18 protein-coding genes are annotated in these 17,515 nt (G+C 57.1%); 14 read left to right on the forward strand and 4 right to left on the reverse strand.

What is annotated here, in order from left to right; genetic code table 11:
* Positions 1-44: 44 nt before the first annotated feature.
* The 6 genes from Y017_RS04255 (at position 45) to Y017_RS04280 (ending at position 7,045) form a co-directional block, all read left to right on the forward strand.
* Entirely contained in the window at positions 45-2,324 is a 2,280-nt protein-coding gene (locus Y017_RS04255; RefSeq protein WP_011589324.1) for an LPS-assembly protein LptD, read from the forward strand.
* Positions 2,317-3,624, forward strand: a complete 1,308-nt coding sequence (locus Y017_RS04260; protein WP_035459172.1) for a peptidylprolyl isomerase — start codon at positions 2,317-2,319, stop codon at positions 3,622-3,624. Before Y017_RS04255 ends, Y017_RS04260 begins: the two co-directional genes overlap by 8 nt.
* Before the next feature lie 165 nt (positions 3,625-3,789).
* Complete coding sequence (pdxA, locus tag Y017_RS04265) at positions 3,790-4,797, forward strand: 4-hydroxythreonine-4-phosphate dehydrogenase PdxA (RefSeq protein ID WP_035459174.1); 1,008 nt, start codon at positions 3,790-3,792, stop codon at positions 4,795-4,797.
* A 59-nt stretch (positions 4,798-4,856) separates the two neighbouring features.
* Positions 4,857-5,699 (forward strand): 16S rRNA (adenine(1518)-N(6)/adenine(1519)-N(6))-dimethyltransferase RsmA, encoded by an 843-nt coding sequence (rsmA, locus tag Y017_RS04270; protein ID WP_035459176.1) that lies wholly within the window; start codon positions 4,857-4,859, stop codon positions 5,697-5,699.
* Positions 5,696-6,112: a Co2+/Mg2+ efflux protein ApaG gene (apaG, locus tag Y017_RS04275; RefSeq protein WP_011589328.1), complete on the forward strand. Its 417-nt coding sequence runs from the start codon at positions 5,696-5,698 to the stop codon at positions 6,110-6,112. The genes rsmA and apaG overlap by 4 nt, the downstream gene beginning before the upstream one ends.
* A 126-nt stretch (positions 6,113-6,238) precedes the next feature.
* Positions 6,239-7,045, forward strand: a complete 807-nt coding sequence (locus Y017_RS04280) for a symmetrical bis(5'-nucleosyl)-tetraphosphatase (protein WP_035459178.1) — start codon at positions 6,239-6,241, stop codon at positions 7,043-7,045.
* Here Y017_RS04280 and Y017_RS04285 read toward each other — a convergent pair.
* Entirely contained in the window at positions 7,042-7,962 is a 921-nt protein-coding gene (locus Y017_RS04285; protein ID WP_011589330.1) for a DMT family transporter, read from the reverse strand. The two genes, Y017_RS04280 and Y017_RS04285, sit on opposite strands and share 4 nt — an antisense overlap.
* Positions 7,963-8,320: 358 nt before the next feature.
* Here Y017_RS04285 and Y017_RS04290 point away from each other — a divergent pair, with 358 nt between their 5' ends.
* The 4 genes from Y017_RS04290 to Y017_RS04305 are packed head-to-tail and all read left to right on the forward strand — an operon-like array spanning position 8,321 to position 11,832.
* Positions 8,321-9,553 carry a multifunctional CCA addition/repair protein gene (locus Y017_RS04290; RefSeq protein ID WP_011589331.1) on the forward strand — a complete coding sequence of 411 codons (1,233 nt, stop codon included), beginning with the start codon at positions 8,321-8,323 and terminating at the stop codon, positions 9,551-9,553.
* Positions 9,553-10,290, forward strand: coding sequence for a pteridine reductase (locus Y017_RS04295; protein ID WP_011589332.1), 738 nt, complete (start codon positions 9,553-9,555; stop codon positions 10,288-10,290). Before Y017_RS04290 ends, Y017_RS04295 begins: the two co-directional genes overlap by 1 nt.
* Positions 10,291-10,324: 34 nt before the next feature.
* Positions 10,325-10,762, forward strand: a complete 438-nt coding sequence (locus Y017_RS04300; RefSeq protein ID WP_035459180.1) for a DUF4124 domain-containing protein — start codon at positions 10,325-10,327, stop codon at positions 10,760-10,762.
* Positions 10,735-11,832 carry a DUF4124 domain-containing protein gene (locus Y017_RS04305; RefSeq protein WP_231483393.1) on the forward strand — a complete coding sequence of 366 codons (1,098 nt, stop codon included), beginning with the start codon at positions 10,735-10,737 and terminating at the stop codon, positions 11,830-11,832. The genes Y017_RS04300 and Y017_RS04305 overlap by 28 nt, the downstream gene beginning before the upstream one ends.
* On the opposite strand, the gene folK is transcribed toward Y017_RS04305, so the two are convergent.
* The gene (folK, locus tag Y017_RS04310) at positions 11,754-12,266 is read right to left on the reverse strand and encodes a 2-amino-4-hydroxy-6-hydroxymethyldihydropteridine diphosphokinase (RefSeq protein ID WP_035459182.1); all 513 of its coding nucleotides are present in this window, start codon (positions 12,264-12,266) and stop codon (positions 11,754-11,756) included. The two genes, Y017_RS04305 and folK, sit on opposite strands and share 79 nt — an antisense overlap.
* Complete coding sequence (folB, locus tag Y017_RS04315; protein ID WP_035459183.1) at positions 12,259-12,621, reverse strand: dihydroneopterin aldolase; 363 nt, start codon at positions 12,619-12,621, stop codon at positions 12,259-12,261. The genes folK and folB overlap by 8 nt, the downstream gene beginning before the upstream one ends.
* A 177-nt stretch (positions 12,622-12,798) precedes the next feature.
* Between folB and plsY the strand changes: the two genes are divergently transcribed.
* Positions 12,799-13,413, forward strand: coding sequence for a glycerol-3-phosphate 1-O-acyltransferase PlsY (gene plsY, locus Y017_RS04320; RefSeq protein WP_035459184.1), 615 nt, complete (start codon positions 12,799-12,801; stop codon positions 13,411-13,413).
* Positions 13,414-13,510: 97 nt separating this feature from the next.
* Here the strand turns inward: plsY and tsaD are convergent, their stop codons facing one another.
* The gene (gene tsaD, locus Y017_RS04325; protein ID WP_035459186.1) at positions 13,511-14,545 is read right to left on the reverse strand and encodes a tRNA (adenosine(37)-N6)-threonylcarbamoyltransferase complex transferase subunit TsaD; all 1,035 of its coding nucleotides are present in this window, start codon (positions 14,543-14,545) and stop codon (positions 13,511-13,513) included.
* 159 nt (positions 14,546-14,704) lie between these two features.
* Between tsaD and rpsU the strand changes: the two genes are divergently transcribed.
* From rpsU to dnaG, 3 genes are all read left to right on the forward strand, one after another.
* The gene (gene rpsU, locus Y017_RS04330; protein WP_007148705.1) at positions 14,705-14,920 is read left to right on the forward strand and encodes a 30S ribosomal protein S21; all 216 of its coding nucleotides are present in this window, start codon (positions 14,705-14,707) and stop codon (positions 14,918-14,920) included.
* A 14-nt stretch (positions 14,921-14,934) separates the two neighbouring features.
* Complete coding sequence (locus tag Y017_RS04335) at positions 14,935-15,381, forward strand: GatB/YqeY domain-containing protein (protein ID WP_011589339.1); 447 nt, start codon at positions 14,935-14,937, stop codon at positions 15,379-15,381.
* Between the two features lie 164 nt (positions 15,382-15,545).
* Positions 15,546-17,504: a DNA primase gene (dnaG, locus tag Y017_RS04340; RefSeq protein WP_035459189.1), complete on the forward strand. Its 1,959-nt coding sequence runs from the start codon at positions 15,546-15,548 to the stop codon at positions 17,502-17,504.
* Positions 17,505-17,515: the final 11 nt, after the last annotated feature.

Here is a 17,515-nt window from a genome sequence, read left to right on the forward strand (position 1 = left end):
CCGGCCCGCCATAAAACGGCCTTTTTACCTGTTCTGAGCAGCTGATGCCACTGCCCATACCTCGATTATTGATTCCAGCCCTGCTGCTTGCCTCAGGGGCTAGCCTTGCGGAAAACGACCTGAACTGGGTTGACCGCGAACAAATGGCCACGTTTCCTGCTGTCCAGCAGCGGGAGATACCCGACTGGTGCGCGGGGATTTATTATAACCCCCATGTCGGCATGCCCGTGGAGGGCAGTGATACAGTGATCACCGCCGATCATTCCACGCTTACCCAAGACGGCCTAATCAAACTGGACGGCGATGTCCTGATTGAACAGCCCGGGCGCCGCATTACCACCGATATTGCCGAGCTTGATCAAGCCACCGGCAAGTTTGAGCTGGAAAACGGCATGCGCATGGAAAGCGATCAGGCGACCTTTATCGCCGAAAACATGAGCGGCCAAACACGACGCAAGGAAGGTAGCCTGCAAGGGGTACGCTACTCTCTGTTCGACACTAGCGCCCGCGGCAGCGCCAATTATATTTTCCTGAAACAAAATACCACCACCATCACCCACGGCACCTATACCACCTGTGCCCCCGGCTCCAACGGCTGGGTTATGCAAGGCGATCGTATTTTCCTGGACCGTGATAAGGGCTGGGGTGAAGCCAACAACGTAGTGCTCAAGGTAAAGAGCGTACCGATCTTCTGGCTACCCTGGATGACCTTCCCGATCGATGATCGGCGCAAGAGCGGCCTGCTGTTTCCCACCCTCTCCGTGGGTGATAGCAGCGGGCTGGATATTTCCCAGCCCATTTATCTGAACCTGCACCCACAACTCGACGCCACCATTTCTCCTCGCTATATCGATGGTCGAGGCAGCGGTCTGGACAGCGAAATGCGCTACCTGTCGCGCTGGGGCGAAGGCAGCCTCAGTTACGGGGTACTGTTCAACGACCGCAAGTTCGACAATGAAAACCGCCAAGTCGGTCGCTGGACTCACAATGGCGACATTAACCGCTGGAGCCTGGAGACGGATTTCACCTACGTCTCCGATGACTTCTATTTCAAGGATCTGGACACCGGACTAGAAATCAGCTCACAAACCCACCTGCCCCGGCTCGGGGAGGCCCGCTATTACGGCCGCACTTGGCAGGTATTGGGCCGGCTGCAATCCTGGCAGACCATTGACCCGACCCTCGACGACGCCGACCTGCCCTACCGGCGCCTACCCCAGCTACAATTAACCGGTGACCCAACCCTAGTAGGGCCCGTGAAAGGCTTATGGCTATCAGACATCACAGCCTTCGGCCGAAGTGACTCTGATGACAGCGGCAAAGCCACCGGCCTGCGTGGCCACATGGCCCCGGCCTTGACCATGCGCCTGCAAAACTCCTGGGGCTATGTGGAGCCGCGGGCCCGGCTGTACCACACCCAGTATCGGCTCGATAGCGTTGACGCCAACGAAGAAGACAACCCTGACCTGACAACCTGGGGGGCCAGCTTAGATTCTGGCCTGTTCTTCGAGCGCGCGGGCAATTGGTTCGGTTCCAGTTTTACCCAAACGCTGGAACCGCGTCTGTTCCTGAACAAAGTCGCCTACGAAGACCAAAGCGAACTACCCAACTTCGATTCCGGCGAGCTGACGTTCTCCTATAACTCGCTGTTCCGGGAAAACCGCTTCATCGGCTACGACCGCATCGGCGACGAAGAGAAATTGGCGGTAGGCCTAACCAGTCGCTTCCTGCATGATGGCACTGGCCGCGAACAACTACGCCTACGAGTGGCGCAAGGCTTCTACTTTGAGGACCGCAAAGTGGTCACCGAGCGGGCCGTGGAAGACCCCACCGATGACCAAACACCGGTTATTGGCGATGCACGCTGGAACTTTGCACAGGATTGGTACCTCTACTCTGAAGGCCAGTGGGATATAGAAGAAAACAAACGCGAGCGCTCCAACTTTCAAATTGGCTATAACGACCGCGAACGGCGCGTCGTCAATGTGGGTTATCACGACCGCCCGGCAGACAGTATCCGCGAATCGGAAGTCAGTGCCATTTTGCCCGTTCACCGGCATTGGCGGCTGATTGGCCGCTGGATGTACGACCTGGATAACCAGCGTTCGCTGGAAACCATGGCCGGTACCGAATACCGCAATTGCTGCTGGAAATTGCGACTACTTAGCCAGCGCGAGCTGATGGATGACAATGGCGACGGCAACCTAGAGGCGGACAGCACAATCTGGTTCCAAATCCAGATGATCGGCTTAGGCGGCTTTGGCGGCCAAGTGGATTCCCTGCTGGAGCGCAGCATTCCGGGATACAGGAGACAGTATGATTAATAAAACGCTGCACACAAAACACACCCTACTTGGCCTACTCGCCATGGCTGTGCTGATGATACCGGTCTGGAGTCAGGCCAAAGTGCAGATGCTTGATCGCATAGTGGCGGTGGTTAACGATGGTGCCATCATGGCGAGTGAGCTGGATGAGCGTATCAACACTATCGCCCTGCAGTTTCAAGAAAAAGGGCAGCAACTGCCGTCTCCAGCCATCCTCCGCGAGCAGGTGCTCGATCGCATGATCCTGGAGCGTCTGCAGCTGCAACTGGCCGAGCGCGCCGGGATCAAAGTCGACGAAGCCAGCCTCAATGAGGCGCTGGCGGGCATTGCTCGTCAAAACGACATGAGCCTGGAAGACTTCGCCGCAACCCTACGTGAAGATGGCTACAGCTGGACCCAGTTCCGCGAACAAATTCGTCAAGACATGGTGATCTCCCGCTTGCAGCAACGCAGCGTCGCCTCACGCATTCAGGTCACCGACCGAGAAGTAGACCGCTTCCTGAGCTCTGAACTGGGCAAACAAATGTTTCAGGAAGACTTTCGCTTAGGGCACATTTTGATCCGCGTACCCTCTGAAGCCCGGCCGCAGCAGATTAGCCAGGCCCGCGCCAAAGCCGAAGAGATCATCGAACGACTCGAAGCCGGCAGTGACTTCCAGCAGCTGGCCATCGCCCTATCCGATGGCCCCAACGCCCTTGAGGGTGGCGACCTCGGCTGGCGCCCAGCCGCACAGTGGCCCACCCTTTTTGCAGAAAATGCCATCAACCTGAAAAAAGGCGAATTTTCCCAGCCTCTACGTTCTGGTGCCGGCTTTCATATCCTAAAAATGATCGATCGCAAAGGCGGCGCTGAAAAAGTGGTCACCCAATATCACGTTCGCCATGTGCTGATAAAAGCCGATGCGCTCACCAGTGCTGAGCAGGCCCAACAACGAGCGATTCGCCTTCATGACGAGGTCGCCGCAGGTAAACGTCAATTTAAGGAAACCGCCGCCGAATTTTCCGACGACCCAGGCAGCGCTCGCAATGGCGGCGAACTGGGCTGGGTCAACAAAGGCGAAATGGTCCCCGAATTTGAACAAGTGATGCTCAATACCCCAGTGGGCGAGCTATCCCCGGTGTTCGAAAGCCAATTCGGCTGGCACTTCTTGCGCGTAGATGACATCCGCGATGCAGACATGAGCACCGAGTTCCGCCGCATGCAGGCCACCCAGGCACTGCAGAAACGCCGCTTTGAAGAAGAGCTGGAAACGTGGGTGCAAGAAAAACGCAGCGAGTCCTACGTGGATATTCGGTTGTGAAAAATCCAGCACCGAATACCCGATGCCAGCCGGCGCTTAGCCGTGCTAAAACACAACTCCATTCCCTTCTGCACAAGCGAGAGAGGCCCCTCTCCCGCTTGCGGGAGAAGGGGGAGGGAGAAAGCATCGGCGCTCGGCGTCCGGCTTCAGGCCTTCTACTAATCCATGCCTAGCTCGCCCTCCCAACCCATCGCCATCACTTACGGCGACCCCGCAGGAGTCGGGCCGGACCTAGTGCTATCTCTGCTGGATACTTTCAGTGATGCCCCAATGGTCATCATCGGTGACCGCCAGGTACTCAGCGAACGAGCGCAACAATTAGGCCTGACGGTGGCGTTAAGCGACTGGCAGCCGGGCGATCTACTACCAGTAGGCTCCCTGCCCGTATGGCACACCCCAGCCGGCGCCCCTGTCATCGCTGGGCAACCGGACCCGGCCACCGCCGCCGGCACCGTGGCAATGCTCACTCGTGCCGCTCAGGGCTGCCTCAAAGGCACCTTCTCAGCTATGGTCACCGCCCCGGTGGCGAAAAACGTCATTTGCGACGGAGCCGACCCAGCGTTCACCGGCCATACTGAATTTCTCGCCGAACAGGCCGGGGTAAATCAGGTAGTAATGATGCTCACCGCGTCTCCCGGCGGGCAGCCGCTTAGAGTAGCCTTGGCCACCACCCACCTGCCCCTAAGCCAGGTACCGGCAGCCATTACTCCAGATAGCCTGATGCGCACCCTGACCATTCTGCGCGATGACCTGATCAGCAAGTACCGCATTACCGAACCGCGCATTATGGTACTGGGGCTCAATCCTCACGCCGGCGAAGAGGGCCACCTGGGCCGTGAAGAATTGGATGTAATCATTCCCACGTTGAAACACCTACGCGCTAAGGGCATGCAGCTCACCGGCCCTCTTCCCGCCGACACGGCTTTCCAGCCCCATTTACTTGAGCAACACGATGCGGTGCTTGCCATGTATCATGACCAAGGCTTGCCGGTGCTCAAGTACGCTGGTTTTGGCGAAGCCATCAATATCACTCTGGGGCTGCCTTTTATTCGCACCTCAGTGGACCATGGCACCGCCTTCGATCTGGCAGGCAACGGCACGGCCAGCGCCGGCAGCCTGATCGCCGCCACGCGCCTAGCGTTAACCTTGGCAACACCGCAGCATAATGCCTGACCACACCAGCGCCCTTGCGTTGATTAAGTCACACCACCCGGCCTGACCTGAGATCCGCTATGAAAGAACATCGCACCCGTAAACGCTTTGGCCAGCATTTTCTGCACGACCGCAACTTGGTCGACCGCATGATCCGCACCCTGGGCCTGCAAACGGGAGACACCTTGGTGGAAATCGGCCCAGGCAGAGGCGCCCTCACCTATCCACTACTGGAAGAGCTCCCCCATTTGCATGTGGTGGAACTGGACCGGGATCTAATCGCCCTACTGCGCCAAGAAAATACTCCCGAGCGACTGACCATCCACGAAAGTGATGCCCTGCGCTTTGATTTCCGCACCCTAAAACCAGCGGACAAGCCCCTGCGGGTGATCGGTAACCTGCCGTACAACATCTCTACCCCCTTGATCTTTCATCTACTTGCCCAGGCCGACGCCATCAGCGACATGACTTTCATGCTGCAAAAAGAAGTGGTGGAACGGCTCACCGCCAGCCCCGGCACCCGTGACTGGGGGCGGCTCTCGATCATGGTGCAGTATCATTGCCAGGCGGATTATCTTTTCTTTGTGCCCCCGGAGGCATTCAGCCCCCCTCCACGAGTAGACTCCGCCGTGGTCCGGCTAATTCCCCACGACAGCCCGCCCCACCCAGCGGACGACGAAGACCACCTGCGTAAACTGGTGGCCCAGGCCTTTACCCAGCGCCGCAAGGCAATCCGAAATGGGTTAAAATCCTGGGTTAGCGCCGAGCAATTTCAAGCCCTCGGCATTGATGCCGGCCTACGCCCGGATCAACTGTCCGTGGCCGACTACGTGGCGCTGGCCAACATCAGCCGCCCGCCGGCCGATGTGGAAGACGCCAACGCACCACACACTGAACAAGGCAAGGGAGACAACAGCCAATGAGCGTCACCGAACCAGGTAGCGACAACACCGCCAACGGCGACTCCAATCACAACATACAGATATCGGTGGAAACCGAATTTCTACCCGATCAGAGTGATGAAGAAAGCCAACGCTGGGTCTTTGCCTACCACATTAGCATTCTCAACAAAGGCTCTGTCAGCGCCCGTTTGCTAACCCGCCACTGGGTGATCACCGACGGCGAAGAGCGCGTTCAGGAAGTCCATGGCGAGGGGGTTATCGGCGAACAACCCCACATCGCCCCCGGCCAAACCTTCCGCTACACCAGCGGTGCCATTCTGGAAACGGAGGTGGGCAGCATGCGCGGCAGTTACCAGATGATCGCCGAAGACGGCAGCCACTTCGATGCACAGGTTCCGGCCTTCACCCTAGCCGCACCACATGCATTGCACTGAATGCGCTGGAGGCCCTATGCCTGACGCCCAACATATGGCCGATGGGGACATCATTGTTTTAGCCCGTAAAAGCGCAAGCGTCGAGCATCAAGCACCCAGCATCAGGCGTATCACCGGAGACGCCTTATGAGCGATTACGCCATTGGCGATCTGCAGGGCTGCCTGGGCGCGTTTGACTGTTTGCTGGAAAAGCTTAGCTTCAATGCCGACCGCGACCGCCTGTTTCTCGCGGGAGACCTGGTCAACCGGGGGCCGGACTCACTAGGCACCCTGCGGCGCGTCCACGCCCTGCGCGACAATGTACATACCGTGCTAGGCAACCACGACCTACACCTGCTGGCCGTGGCCAACGGCACCATTCCCAGTAAACGTAAAGACACTCTCAGCGAAATTTTAAACGCACCGGATCGTGATGAACTGCTGGGCTGGCTACAACAACAACCGCTGCTTATTAACCTACCAGAACATAATGCAGTGATGACCCACGCCGGCATTCCGCCGCTGTGGTCACTGGCCCAGGCCAGCCAGCGCGCAGCGGAAGTGGAAACCGTGCTGCGTAACCACTCGGCCGGCACATTTTTTACTCACATGTACGGCAATACCCCCGCCGGCTGGAACGAGAAGCTGAGTGGCCCAGACCGCTGGCGGGTGATCACCAACCACTTCACCCGCATGCGTTTTGTAGATCAGGCCGCAGAGCTGGACCTGACTAGCAAAGGTGAGCCCGACTTGCCCCCCGCCGGGTTCATTCCCTGGTTCCAGCACCCCGGCCGAATCGTCACCGATACTCGCATCCTGTTCGGCCACTGGGCTGCCCTGCAAGGCCACAGTGGCGTCGACAAGGTCGACGCACTAGACACCGGGTGCGTGTGGGGAGGGTCCTTAACTGCACTACGGCTAGACGACTTGGTTCGCATTCAGTGCCACTGCTAGGCGTCAGCCTTCGTTAGTTGCTTCAGCTGGCGGCGTATCTTGTGGTCCCCCAGCAGAAACAGCGACAGTGCCAGCACGATTAACGCGGCACCCACCAGCACCAGTACCCCCAAGCTTTCACCATTGAGCAGGCTTCCCAACGACAATGCCAACACCGGCGTAATCAGCGTCACTAACGCCACCGTCGCCGCCGACAGCCGGGCCAACACCTGGTAATAGCAATAAAACCCCAACAACGAACCAAACACCGCCAGATACAGTATCGCGGACAAGCCCCGGTAATCGCCGCTAAAGCTCAGCGTCTGCCCGGTAATGGCCATGCCAATGGCATAACAGGGTAACGACAGCAACAAACCGCCCACGGTTTGCTGCATAGGCTGCAGCCCAGCTCCCACTCGCTGCACCGCAATGCCACTGCCGGCAAACAAGGTCACAGCGCTAAGCATCCACAGCAAACCCACTCCCCGGCCGCCCATCCCCTGCCCGGCGACCAGCACCTGCAGGCTGTCATCAAACACCAGCACCAACCCGGCTAAACCAATTAGGCAGGCGCTCCAATGCCAGCGGTTAAGGCGCAGACCGCCCGGCAAGGCTTGCAACATCAGGCCGGACAACAGCGGCGCCAGCCCAAAAATCACTGAAATTAACCCGGAAGGAAGGTGAACCGCCGCCATATAGCTACAGCCCATAGCGCCAAAAATACCCGGCAGAGACGCCAAATAGCTGAGACGCGCGCGAGCATGCAACGGCAAAGGTTGGCGCTTTATCCATAACCAACCCAGCCCCAGCAACGCAGCAATACCCATGCGCACACCGGCCGCCGCCAGCGGCGCCATGGCGTCACCACTCCATTTAATCCCCAATGGAGTGGTTGCCCACACCGCCACCACAATCAAATACGCTGCCAAGGTTGGCATGCCGTTCTCCTTAAATGAGCCACACGTTTTAAGCGACAAAGCGGTCTCGGTTTTTTTTATTCTGAAGCAACAAGCGCGACCAAATGTTGGTGCGCGGCTACAGCGATATCCGCCAGAAAAACCTATTCCGTGGTGTAGCTTGCAGCGGGTTTACGGCCTACCACCTTCCCCCCTAAACGAAAAAAGGCCGCAGGTCGGGGGACGCTGCGGCCTTCTTGCAAAACTGAAACGTTCAGTCACACAGCCGTCGTCCCTGTGCTCGCCATTGGCGAGTACAGTGGTCTACGACTAAAGAGTTCAGTTTCAGTACACTAGAAAGCATGCGACCATTCTGCTCAAGATAACGAGAGCGCACAAGATGAATGTCTATCTAGTGGGCGGCGCAGTGCGAGATTCGCTGCTCGGCCTCCCCGTGACGGAAAAAGATTGGGTCGTGGTCGGTGCCACCCCGAAGGAAATGGAAGCCAACGGGTTCCGCCCCGTGGGCAAAGATTTCCCCGTATTCCTGCATCCAAAAACACAGGAAGAATACGCCCTGGCCAGAACCGAACGGAAATCCGGCCACGGTTATGGCGGCTTTACCTTCCATGCCGCCAGCACAGTCTCTCTAGAAGAGGATCTGATTCGCCGCGACCTGACCATCAATGCCATGGCGCAAGCCCGTGGTGGTGAAATCATCGACCCGTTCAATGGCCGCGTGGATCTCAAAGCTCGCTTATTGCGCCATGTTTCCCCCGCTTTTGCCGAAGACCCCTTGCGAGTATTGCGGGTTGCCCGTTTTGCCGCTCGCTACCACTGGCTAGGGTTTCAGGTGGCCGATGACACACTTATGTTGATGAAACAACTGAGCGACTCCGGTGAGCTGGGTTATCTTGTCGCTGAGCGGGTTTGGAAAGAAACCAGCCGAGCGCTCATGGAGCGCGATCCTCAGGTATTCTTTCAGGTGCTTCACCGCTGCGGCGCACTGCATGCCTTATTTCCAGAACTTGCCGCGTTGGATGGCGTACCTCAACCGGAACAACACCATCCGGAAGTGGACACCCTGCTTCATCAATTCCTATGCCTTAAGCAAGCCGCTCGGCTCGGCTTAAGCCTTAACGCTCGCTATGCATTGCTCTGCCATGATCTAGGTAAGGGTAAAACCCCAAAGGAAGAATGGCCCCGACACATTGCCCACGAAATCCGCAGCGCTCGTTTAAGCAAAAAGGTATCAAAGCGATTGAAAGTTCCCAAGGAAGCCGCAACCTTGGCCACCTTAGTCGCTGAGTTCCATACTCACAGCCACCGTGCATTGGAACTGAAACCGGCCACGGTGTGGAAACTGTTCAAGTCGCTGGATATCCTTCGTCGCCCGGAGCGACTAACGGATTTCTTGGGAGCCTGTGAAGCCGACGCGCGGGGCCGCACCAGTTTCGAAAACCGCGAGTATCCTCAAGCCTCCTATCTACAGGGCGCGGCAGATGCCGCACGCCAGGTAGATATACAGGCGCTGCAGGCCCAAGGCCACGAAGGTCCGGCACTGGGGGAAGCGATTGAGCAAGCCCGCATTGATGCCATCGCCACCTTTAAACAACAGGAGCTGAACCCCTGATGAACGCCCCCGTCGCCCTGGTTACCGGCAGCGCCCGCCGTATTGGCGCCCAGATTGTTCGCACCCTGCATCAGCACGGGATGCGGGTGATCATTCATTACCGGGGTAGCCAGGAAGAAGCCGAGAGCCTGGCCGCCGAGCTGAATCAGCTACGCCCCGGTAGTGCAGGGTTACTGCAAGCCGATTTGGACCAACCCGCCGCCGTGCGCCAACTGGCCAGCGACGCCCTTGCCTGTTTTGGCCAGCTGGATTTACTTGTCAACAATGCGTCCAGCTTTTACCCCACCCCCATAGAACAGGCAAACGACAGCGACTGGGAAAAGCTGATTCACAGCAACCTGCGCGCCCCCTTTATTCTCAGCCAGCAGCTGGCGCCTGCATTACGTGAGCAACAGGGCTGCATTATCAATATTGTCGATGTTTACGCAGAAAAACCGCTGCAAACGCATACCCTGTATTGCATGGCCAAAGCCGGCCTTGCGATGATGACCAAAAGCTTGGCTCGGGAACTGGGACCAGAGATTCGCGTCAACGGCGTATCCCCGGGGCCCATTCTATGGCCAGAAGCCGGGCAGATGAACCAGCAGGCCATCCAAGACGCCACCGCCCTGAAACGCAGCGGCGAGCCGGATGACATTGCCAACACGGTTTACTGGTTGGCTACCGCCGCCCCCTTTATTACCGGACAAATATTGGCCGTGGACGGGGGGCGGTCACTGGCCTTACAAGGAAGCTAAAAACAAAACATGAGAAGGGCTCTCGGGGGCATCCATGAACATGATAAGAATAATACTGCTGTCACTGGCGACGGCCTCTGCCAGCGCAGAAATCTATCGTTGGAAGGACGCCAATGGCAACTGGCAATTTGGCGACAGGGCGCCACAGGCAGAACATGAAACTCTGGACATAAAACCGCCCCCTAAGATTGGCCAAGATGACGCTCTAGATATCCATGCCCGTACCCAGCGGCTACTCCAAAGCCAGCAAACCCAAGCCCGCCATAAAGCACTGGCAGAAAAAAACGCACGCGATGAATACCGGGAACGGTTTGCGCAACCCTGCAAAGAGGCAGAAAAGCGGCTTGAGCAAATGAGAGGGCCTTTCGTCTATGTGAATGAAGACGGAACCCACCGCAACGCCAACGCCGAAGAGGTCGCCGCAGACCAAAAGAAAACCCAGAAATGGATCGACGAACATTGCGACTTCTAACGCTTTTTCTCGTTCTTTTCAGTACCGGCGCCCAAGCGGATATTTTTCAATGGCAGGATGCCAGCGGCAAGCTGCATTTCAGTGATCGGCCACCAGAGGGCGCCCAAACCAAAACCATCACTCCGAATATCAGCCCGCAACTCAAAGACCTGGAAATCCACGTTAAGCGCCAGGATTTCACCCTGACCGGCGACTTGCAGCAACACACCTTAGATAACATTCGCCACATCTACCAACGCTACCGCCGGGACTTCGGGCTAGACCTACATGGCACCGCAGAAGTGAACGTGTTTCTGATTGAAAAACAGGACGATTTTCAACAATGGATGGTTGAGCGGATTGGCTCCAGCAGCCGTCATTATGCCGGCGTGTTCATTCCTGCAACCAACGAAGTTGCCGTGTGGAAATGGGCCGAAAATGAACAACAAGTAGCCCAAACCATTCTTCATGAATCCAGCCATGTGTTGCTCTACCAATTATCGCCATCAGCCCCGGTGTGGCTACAGGAAGGGCTAGCGCAATACTTCCAAACCCTGGAAACACAACCGGACGGGCGCCAGAGAATCAGCGCCCTGCCCGATGCCCAAAAACGCATTCAGACCTGGGTTGAACAACAGCGCCTGATTACCCTGCGGCAGTATTTGTCCCTGGATGATGCTCAATGGCGCAAGATGGCTCACCAGCTCAACGCCATTCCCTACACCGTTGCTTGGGCAACCACCGCCTTTCTCATGTCCAAACCCGTGGGCCGTTCTATTTTGCGGCAATTGCTTCAGGATCTGGAAAAAAACCATCAGAGGCCAACGCTTCAACGTATCGACCACCTCTATCCCGGTGGCCTCTCTCGGCTGGAATACGATTTTTTTCGTTGGGCACAAAGCGATATGACGCCGCATTGGTATTCAGAGACACAGCACGGAACACGTTGCATCTCAGGCCTACCGATAGCTGCCGGTTTGCACCGACATGCCGCTAACGCAATCTACAAAAACTATTGTTTCATGCCGCCGAACGGCACTACCCATAAGTTCTGCCCGCTGAAATCAGCCGCGTCCAACAATGCCCGGTAGGATGCACGGGTTTGCGGGTGCATGGCATCCGGGGCCAGATCGACCAGGGGTTTTAGAACAAAAGCGTGCTTGAGAATTTCGTCCCGAGGCAGCTGCACACCCTCTATCTCACCAACACAATCATTGTAGGTGAGAATATCGATATCCAAGGTTCGGCTTGAAAACTTTTTCTCGCCCCGCACCCGGCCATGGTCTTTTTCGATCTCTTTTAGACAGGCAGCCAGTTCTCCCACACTCAAGGTTGTCTTCAGCCCCACCACTAGGTTGTAAAAGGCATCACCATCGAAACCCACCGCTTCACTTTCGTACACCGGACTGATCGACAAGGGGGAAAATGCCCGCTCCAGAGCCTCTAACCCAGAGCAAATATTGTGCTCACGGTCGATATTGGAGCCCAGGCTTAGAAATACCTGAGCCTGAGACACGTCAGGCATTGGGACGCACACCCCGCTCAATGATCACCCCCACATCACGGGCGCCGCGCAAAGCGCCCGGCTTGCTGAGTCGCAATTTTAGCCACGGCACACTGAACTCATTCAACACCAGCTGCGCCACATTCTCCGCCAGAGTTTCCACCAACTGAAATTCACTGCCTTCAATAAAGGTGATCAACCGCTTGCCAATGGCTTTGTAATCCAATGCATCATCAATGTGATCCGAGGCCGCTCCTTTGCAAATATCTGCCGCCATTTCCAGATCCAGACTCACGGTCTGGCGGATGCGACGCTCCCAATCGAAAATGCCGATTACCGTATCCACTTTCAAATCATTGATATAAACAATATCCATACTGGCTCTCTTGCCGTGGCATTCATCGACGCTAGCGCACTGGATGAATCCCATTTCAGGTAATCAGATGTTACGCTTGCAGCTCAGGCAGCAATGGGATGCTGTGTACAATGGTCCCCAAGCACTACTTGGGTGCCAATTTCGCTGCCTCAGCGATGTGATGGGAGATTATAACCGGTGCAAGCAGGGACATTACAGGAAGTCTGGTTCTGGTTATTGCCATTGTGCATAGCCGGCTATCTGATGGGCTCCATTTCCAGCGCCATTCTGGTCTGCCGTTTGTTCGGCTACCCAGATCCGCGCACCGAGGGCTCCAACAATCCCGGGGCCACCAATGTACTCCGTATTGGCGGCAAACCCGCAGCCGCCCTCACCTTGCTGGGCGACGTGCTCAAAGGGGTAATACCCGTGGTGCTCGCCCGCTATCTGGATATGGGCCCCTTTGTGGCCGCACTGGTGGGCGTCTTTGCCTTCTTAGGCCATCTGTATCCCGTATTCTTTCACTTTCAAGGCGGTAAAGGCGTGGCCACAGCCTTTGGGCTACTGTTTGTTCTGCACTGGCCCAGTGGGCTGTTAGCCGGCGCGACTTGGCTGCTGGTATTTGCCCTCAACCGTATTTCCTCAATCGCCTCACTCAGTGCCTTCGTGGTAGCACCAGCCTGTATTTTCGCCTGGCTGCCCCAAGCCTTCTGGCCCATTCTGGCCCTTTCCATCGTGCTGATTCTGCGACATCGCAGCAACCTGCAAAAAATACTGCGTGGGGAAGAGCTGGGGTTCAGGAAAAAAAGCTAGCTACACGTTCCAACACGGCAAAACATGATGATTTCTGAGACACACCACCAGCGCCCCCCTAGGGCGCCGGGCTGAGCTTACTGAGAGTAAACCGAACTTAATCCGCGCCTTGCAGCTTCACCAGTTCCGTCAGCGGCCAGCGCGGGCGGATCTTGATGGGTAGCTCGGCCCGTTCCCCGGCCTGCAACCGCAGGGCTCCCGCAAAAGCGATCATGGCACCGTTATCCGTGCAGTATTGAGGCGCGGGGTAATAAACGTCCACACCCCTTTTTTTCATCTGTTCCGCCAACTTAGCACGCAAGGACTGATTCGCACTGACCCCTCCAGCCATCACCAATCGCTTGTGGCCGGTCTGCTCCACCGCACGGCGGCACTTGATCACCAAGGTATCCACCGCCGCTTCTTCAAACGCACGAGCAATATCCGCCCGGTCCTGCTCACTTAACGCTTCTTTTCCGCCCAAATCATTGATGGTATTTAACGTGAAAGTCTTGAGCCCAGAAAAGCTCATATCCAAGCCTGGACGATCGGTCATCGGGCGCGGAAAACGGAACCGTGCCGTACCCTGTTGCGCCAACGTCGCAACACGGGGGCCACCGGGGTAACCCAAGCCCATCATTTTTGCGGCTTTATCAAACGCCTCTCCAGCCGCATCATCCACTGATTCACCTAAAATCTCATATTCCCCCAGGGCCTTAGCGTCCAACAGCAGTGTGTGGCCCCCGCTAACCAGCAGCGCCACAAAGGGAAACGCAGGGGCATTAGGCTCCAGCAAGGGCGCCAGCAGGTGCCCCTCCATGTGGTGCACGGCCACCGCAGGCAAATTCCAGCCAAACGCCAACGAACGGGCCACACCCGCCCCTACCAGCAAAGCGCCGGCCAGCCCAGGGCCAGCGGTAAACGCCACCCCATCCAACTGTTGCGGTTGGGTATTAGCCTCCGTCATGACTTCGCGTATCAATGGCAGCACCCGCTGCACATGATCACGGCTGGCCAGCTCCGGCACCACACCGCCATAGCGAGCATGCATCTCTACTTGGCTATATAAGGCCTGCCCCAATAGCCCCTGCTCGGTGTCATAGATAGCCACGCCGGTTTCGTCGCAGCTCGATTCAATACCCAATACGCGCATGGTGATCAACCCTGTGAAATTGCGTTGCAATGATAGCGATGAACCGTAGGATTTGCATTTCCTCACCACTAGGGTAGAATCCCCGCCTCGCCGCACCCCGGGACCACCTGAGCCCGCGGCGACCCCCATAAACTCTAATTTCTAGGAAGGTGATTCTTCATGCCTCAGGTGAAGGTGAAAGAAGGCGAACCGTTTGATGTGGCCCTGCGCCGTTTCAAGCGTGGCTGTGAAAAAGCGGGTATTCTCTCTGAAGTGCGTCGTCGCGAGCAATACGAGAAGCCCACACAAGAGCGTAAGCGCAAGCGTGCCGCAGCCGTCAAGCGTCACCTTAAAAAACTGCAGCGTGAGCAACTCGCACGCAAACGTTTGTACTAAGGTATAGACGTCTGATGAGTGCGCTCAAAGAGCAGCTCACTGCGGCCATGAAAGACGCCATGCGTGCCAAAGAAAAGGCACGTCTTGGTGTTTTTCGTATGGCGCTTGCAGCAATCAAACAAATTGAAGTGGACGAGCGCATCGACCCTGATGATGCACGTGTACTCGCCCTGCTCGACAAATTGATCAAGCAGCGCAAGGATTCAGCCACACAATACCGTGACGCGAACCGCCCAGAATTGGCGGAAATCGAAGAAGCGGAAATCGTGGTGCTTCAAGAATTCCTCCCCACCCAGCTCACCGATGCGGAAATTGACGCCCTTATCGATGACGCCATGGCTCAAACCGGTGCTTCAGGCATGCAGGACATGGGCAAAGTAATGGGTATTCTCAAGCCGCAATTGCAAGGCCGTGCCGATATGGGCGCAGCTAGCGGTAAGGTTCGCGCTAAACTCGCCTGAGCCAACCATACAGCGTTCCCGCTACGTTTTCCCTTTCATCCCAGTACCTTGGGGCGAAACAGACAGACACACACCTGACACCTTACCAGCCAGCGCCCGCATTAAACTTTCCCCACATCGGCAATTCTGCTTGAATAGCAGCCCACGCAGAGAGTCCGCGCACCATGGCACGCATTCCGGAAAATTTTGTTCAGGACCTTCTGGCTCGTACCGATCTGGTGGAGCTGATAGACGCTCGCGTGCCCCTAAAAAAAACTGGCCGCAACTACAGCGCCTGCTGCCCATTCCACCAGGAAAAAACGCCCTCCTTCACTGTCGCGCCAGATAAGCAATTTTATTACTGTTTCGGCTGCGGTGCTTCCGGCAACGCCGTGGGCTTCCTAATGGAATATGAGCACCTGAACTTTCCGGAAGCGGTGAAGCAACTCGCCGATCGCGCCGGCATGGAGGTGCCTGAATCGCGACCAGAAACCACCGCCGATCGCCAGAAAAAAGATCGCCTGCAATCCCTTTACGACCTGCTTAGCCGCGCCGAAAAGTTCTACGTGCAACAGTTACGCCAAGCGCCTGAGCGTCAAAAAGCAGTGAATTACCTTAAAAACCGAGGGTTAAGCGGCGAAATTGCAAAACAGTTCGCCATTGGGTTTGCGCCACCCGGCTACGACAATCTAATCAACGGCCTTTCTCTCACTGAAACCAGCCTGGAACAAGCCGTTACCGGTGGCCTGCTGGTGCGCCGGGAAGACAATAACCGCACCTACGATAAATTCCGGGATCGCATCATTTTTCCCATTCGCGATAGCCGCGGCCGCACCATCGGCTTTGGCGGTCGGGTGCTGGGCGACGGCAAGCCGAAATACCTTAACAGCCCAGAAACCCCCGTTTTCCACAAGGGCCAGGAGCTTTACGGGCTATGGGAGTGGCGCCAGAGCAGGGACCGCAGCGACCGCCTCTATGTAGTCGAAGGTTACATGGACGTGATCGCCCTAACGCAGCACGGCGTACCCAATGTGGTCGCCACCTTGGGCACCGCCACCACCGAAGATCACGCCCGCAAACTGTTCCGCCAGGTCAATGAAGTGATCCTGTGCTTTGACGGGGATAAGGCCGGCGTGCGTGCCGCTTGGCGTGCGCTGGAATCGCTTCTACCGGCGCTGGATGACGGCAAACAGGTACGTTTCTTATTCCTCCCAGACGGGGAAGACCCGGACACACTCGTGCGCCAACAAGGGCCAGAGGCGTTGCGAGCACTCACTGATAAAGCCGACGCCCTGTCCACCTACCTGTTCCGACATCTATCAGAAGGGCTGGATTTGGAGACCGTGGATGGCCGCGTCCGGCTTGCCCGCCTCGCCCTGCCCTACCTGGACAAGCCCGCCGGTCCGGTTTACCGCGCCCTGCTCACTGAAGAGCTCAGCCGCCTCACCCGACTGGACAAGGAATCACTGATCCAGCTCAAACCAGCACCGGCAGCACCCCGGCCTACGCCGAGCACCTCGTCACCGGCTGGCAACGCCTACGATTATGGGCATGGTTACGAGGATTTCGGTTCCCCGCCGCCGCCCACCGAAGACGACCCCGGCATACCCTACCCGGAAGATTTCGCCTTCGCGGACGGCGGCAACAACGGCAGCAGCAATAATTTTACCGCAGACAATCGCAACCGAATTCGCCCCAATCCACGCCAAAATGGCGGTCGCAAAGGCCCACTAACCTTGGCCGAGCGCCTGGTACTTGTACTGCTGGATTACCCATCACTGGTAGAGCAGCATCCGTTGCCGGACAACATCGAGCAACTGCCGTTACCGCATATCGACCTACTGACTCAGGTCGCTGGGCTGTGCCGACAAAATCATAGCGCTGCCGCCTTGCTCGGCGCCTTGATGGCCCTTGAGCAGGGCGAAACATTATCTCGCCTGCTCAAAGCTAGCCTCAAACCGCCAATGGAAGAAGAAATGGCCACTCGGCTATGGCTCGATGCCCTATCACAGCTGGAAGTGACCCGCCTGGAAGCCGCATTAACAGAGGTAGAACAGGCCGGCATGCCCGACCCGGCGCACTGGCAGGCGCTACATAAAGCCTTGGCCGAAGCCCGCCAACACGCCCGCAAACCCTTCGACTAACCCGGCCAATG

The sequence above is a fragment of the Alcanivorax sp. 97CO-5 genome, assembly GCF_000524665.1.
Taxonomy (GTDB): Bacteria; Pseudomonadota; Gammaproteobacteria; order Pseudomonadales; family Alcanivoracaceae; genus Alcanivorax; species Alcanivorax borkumensis.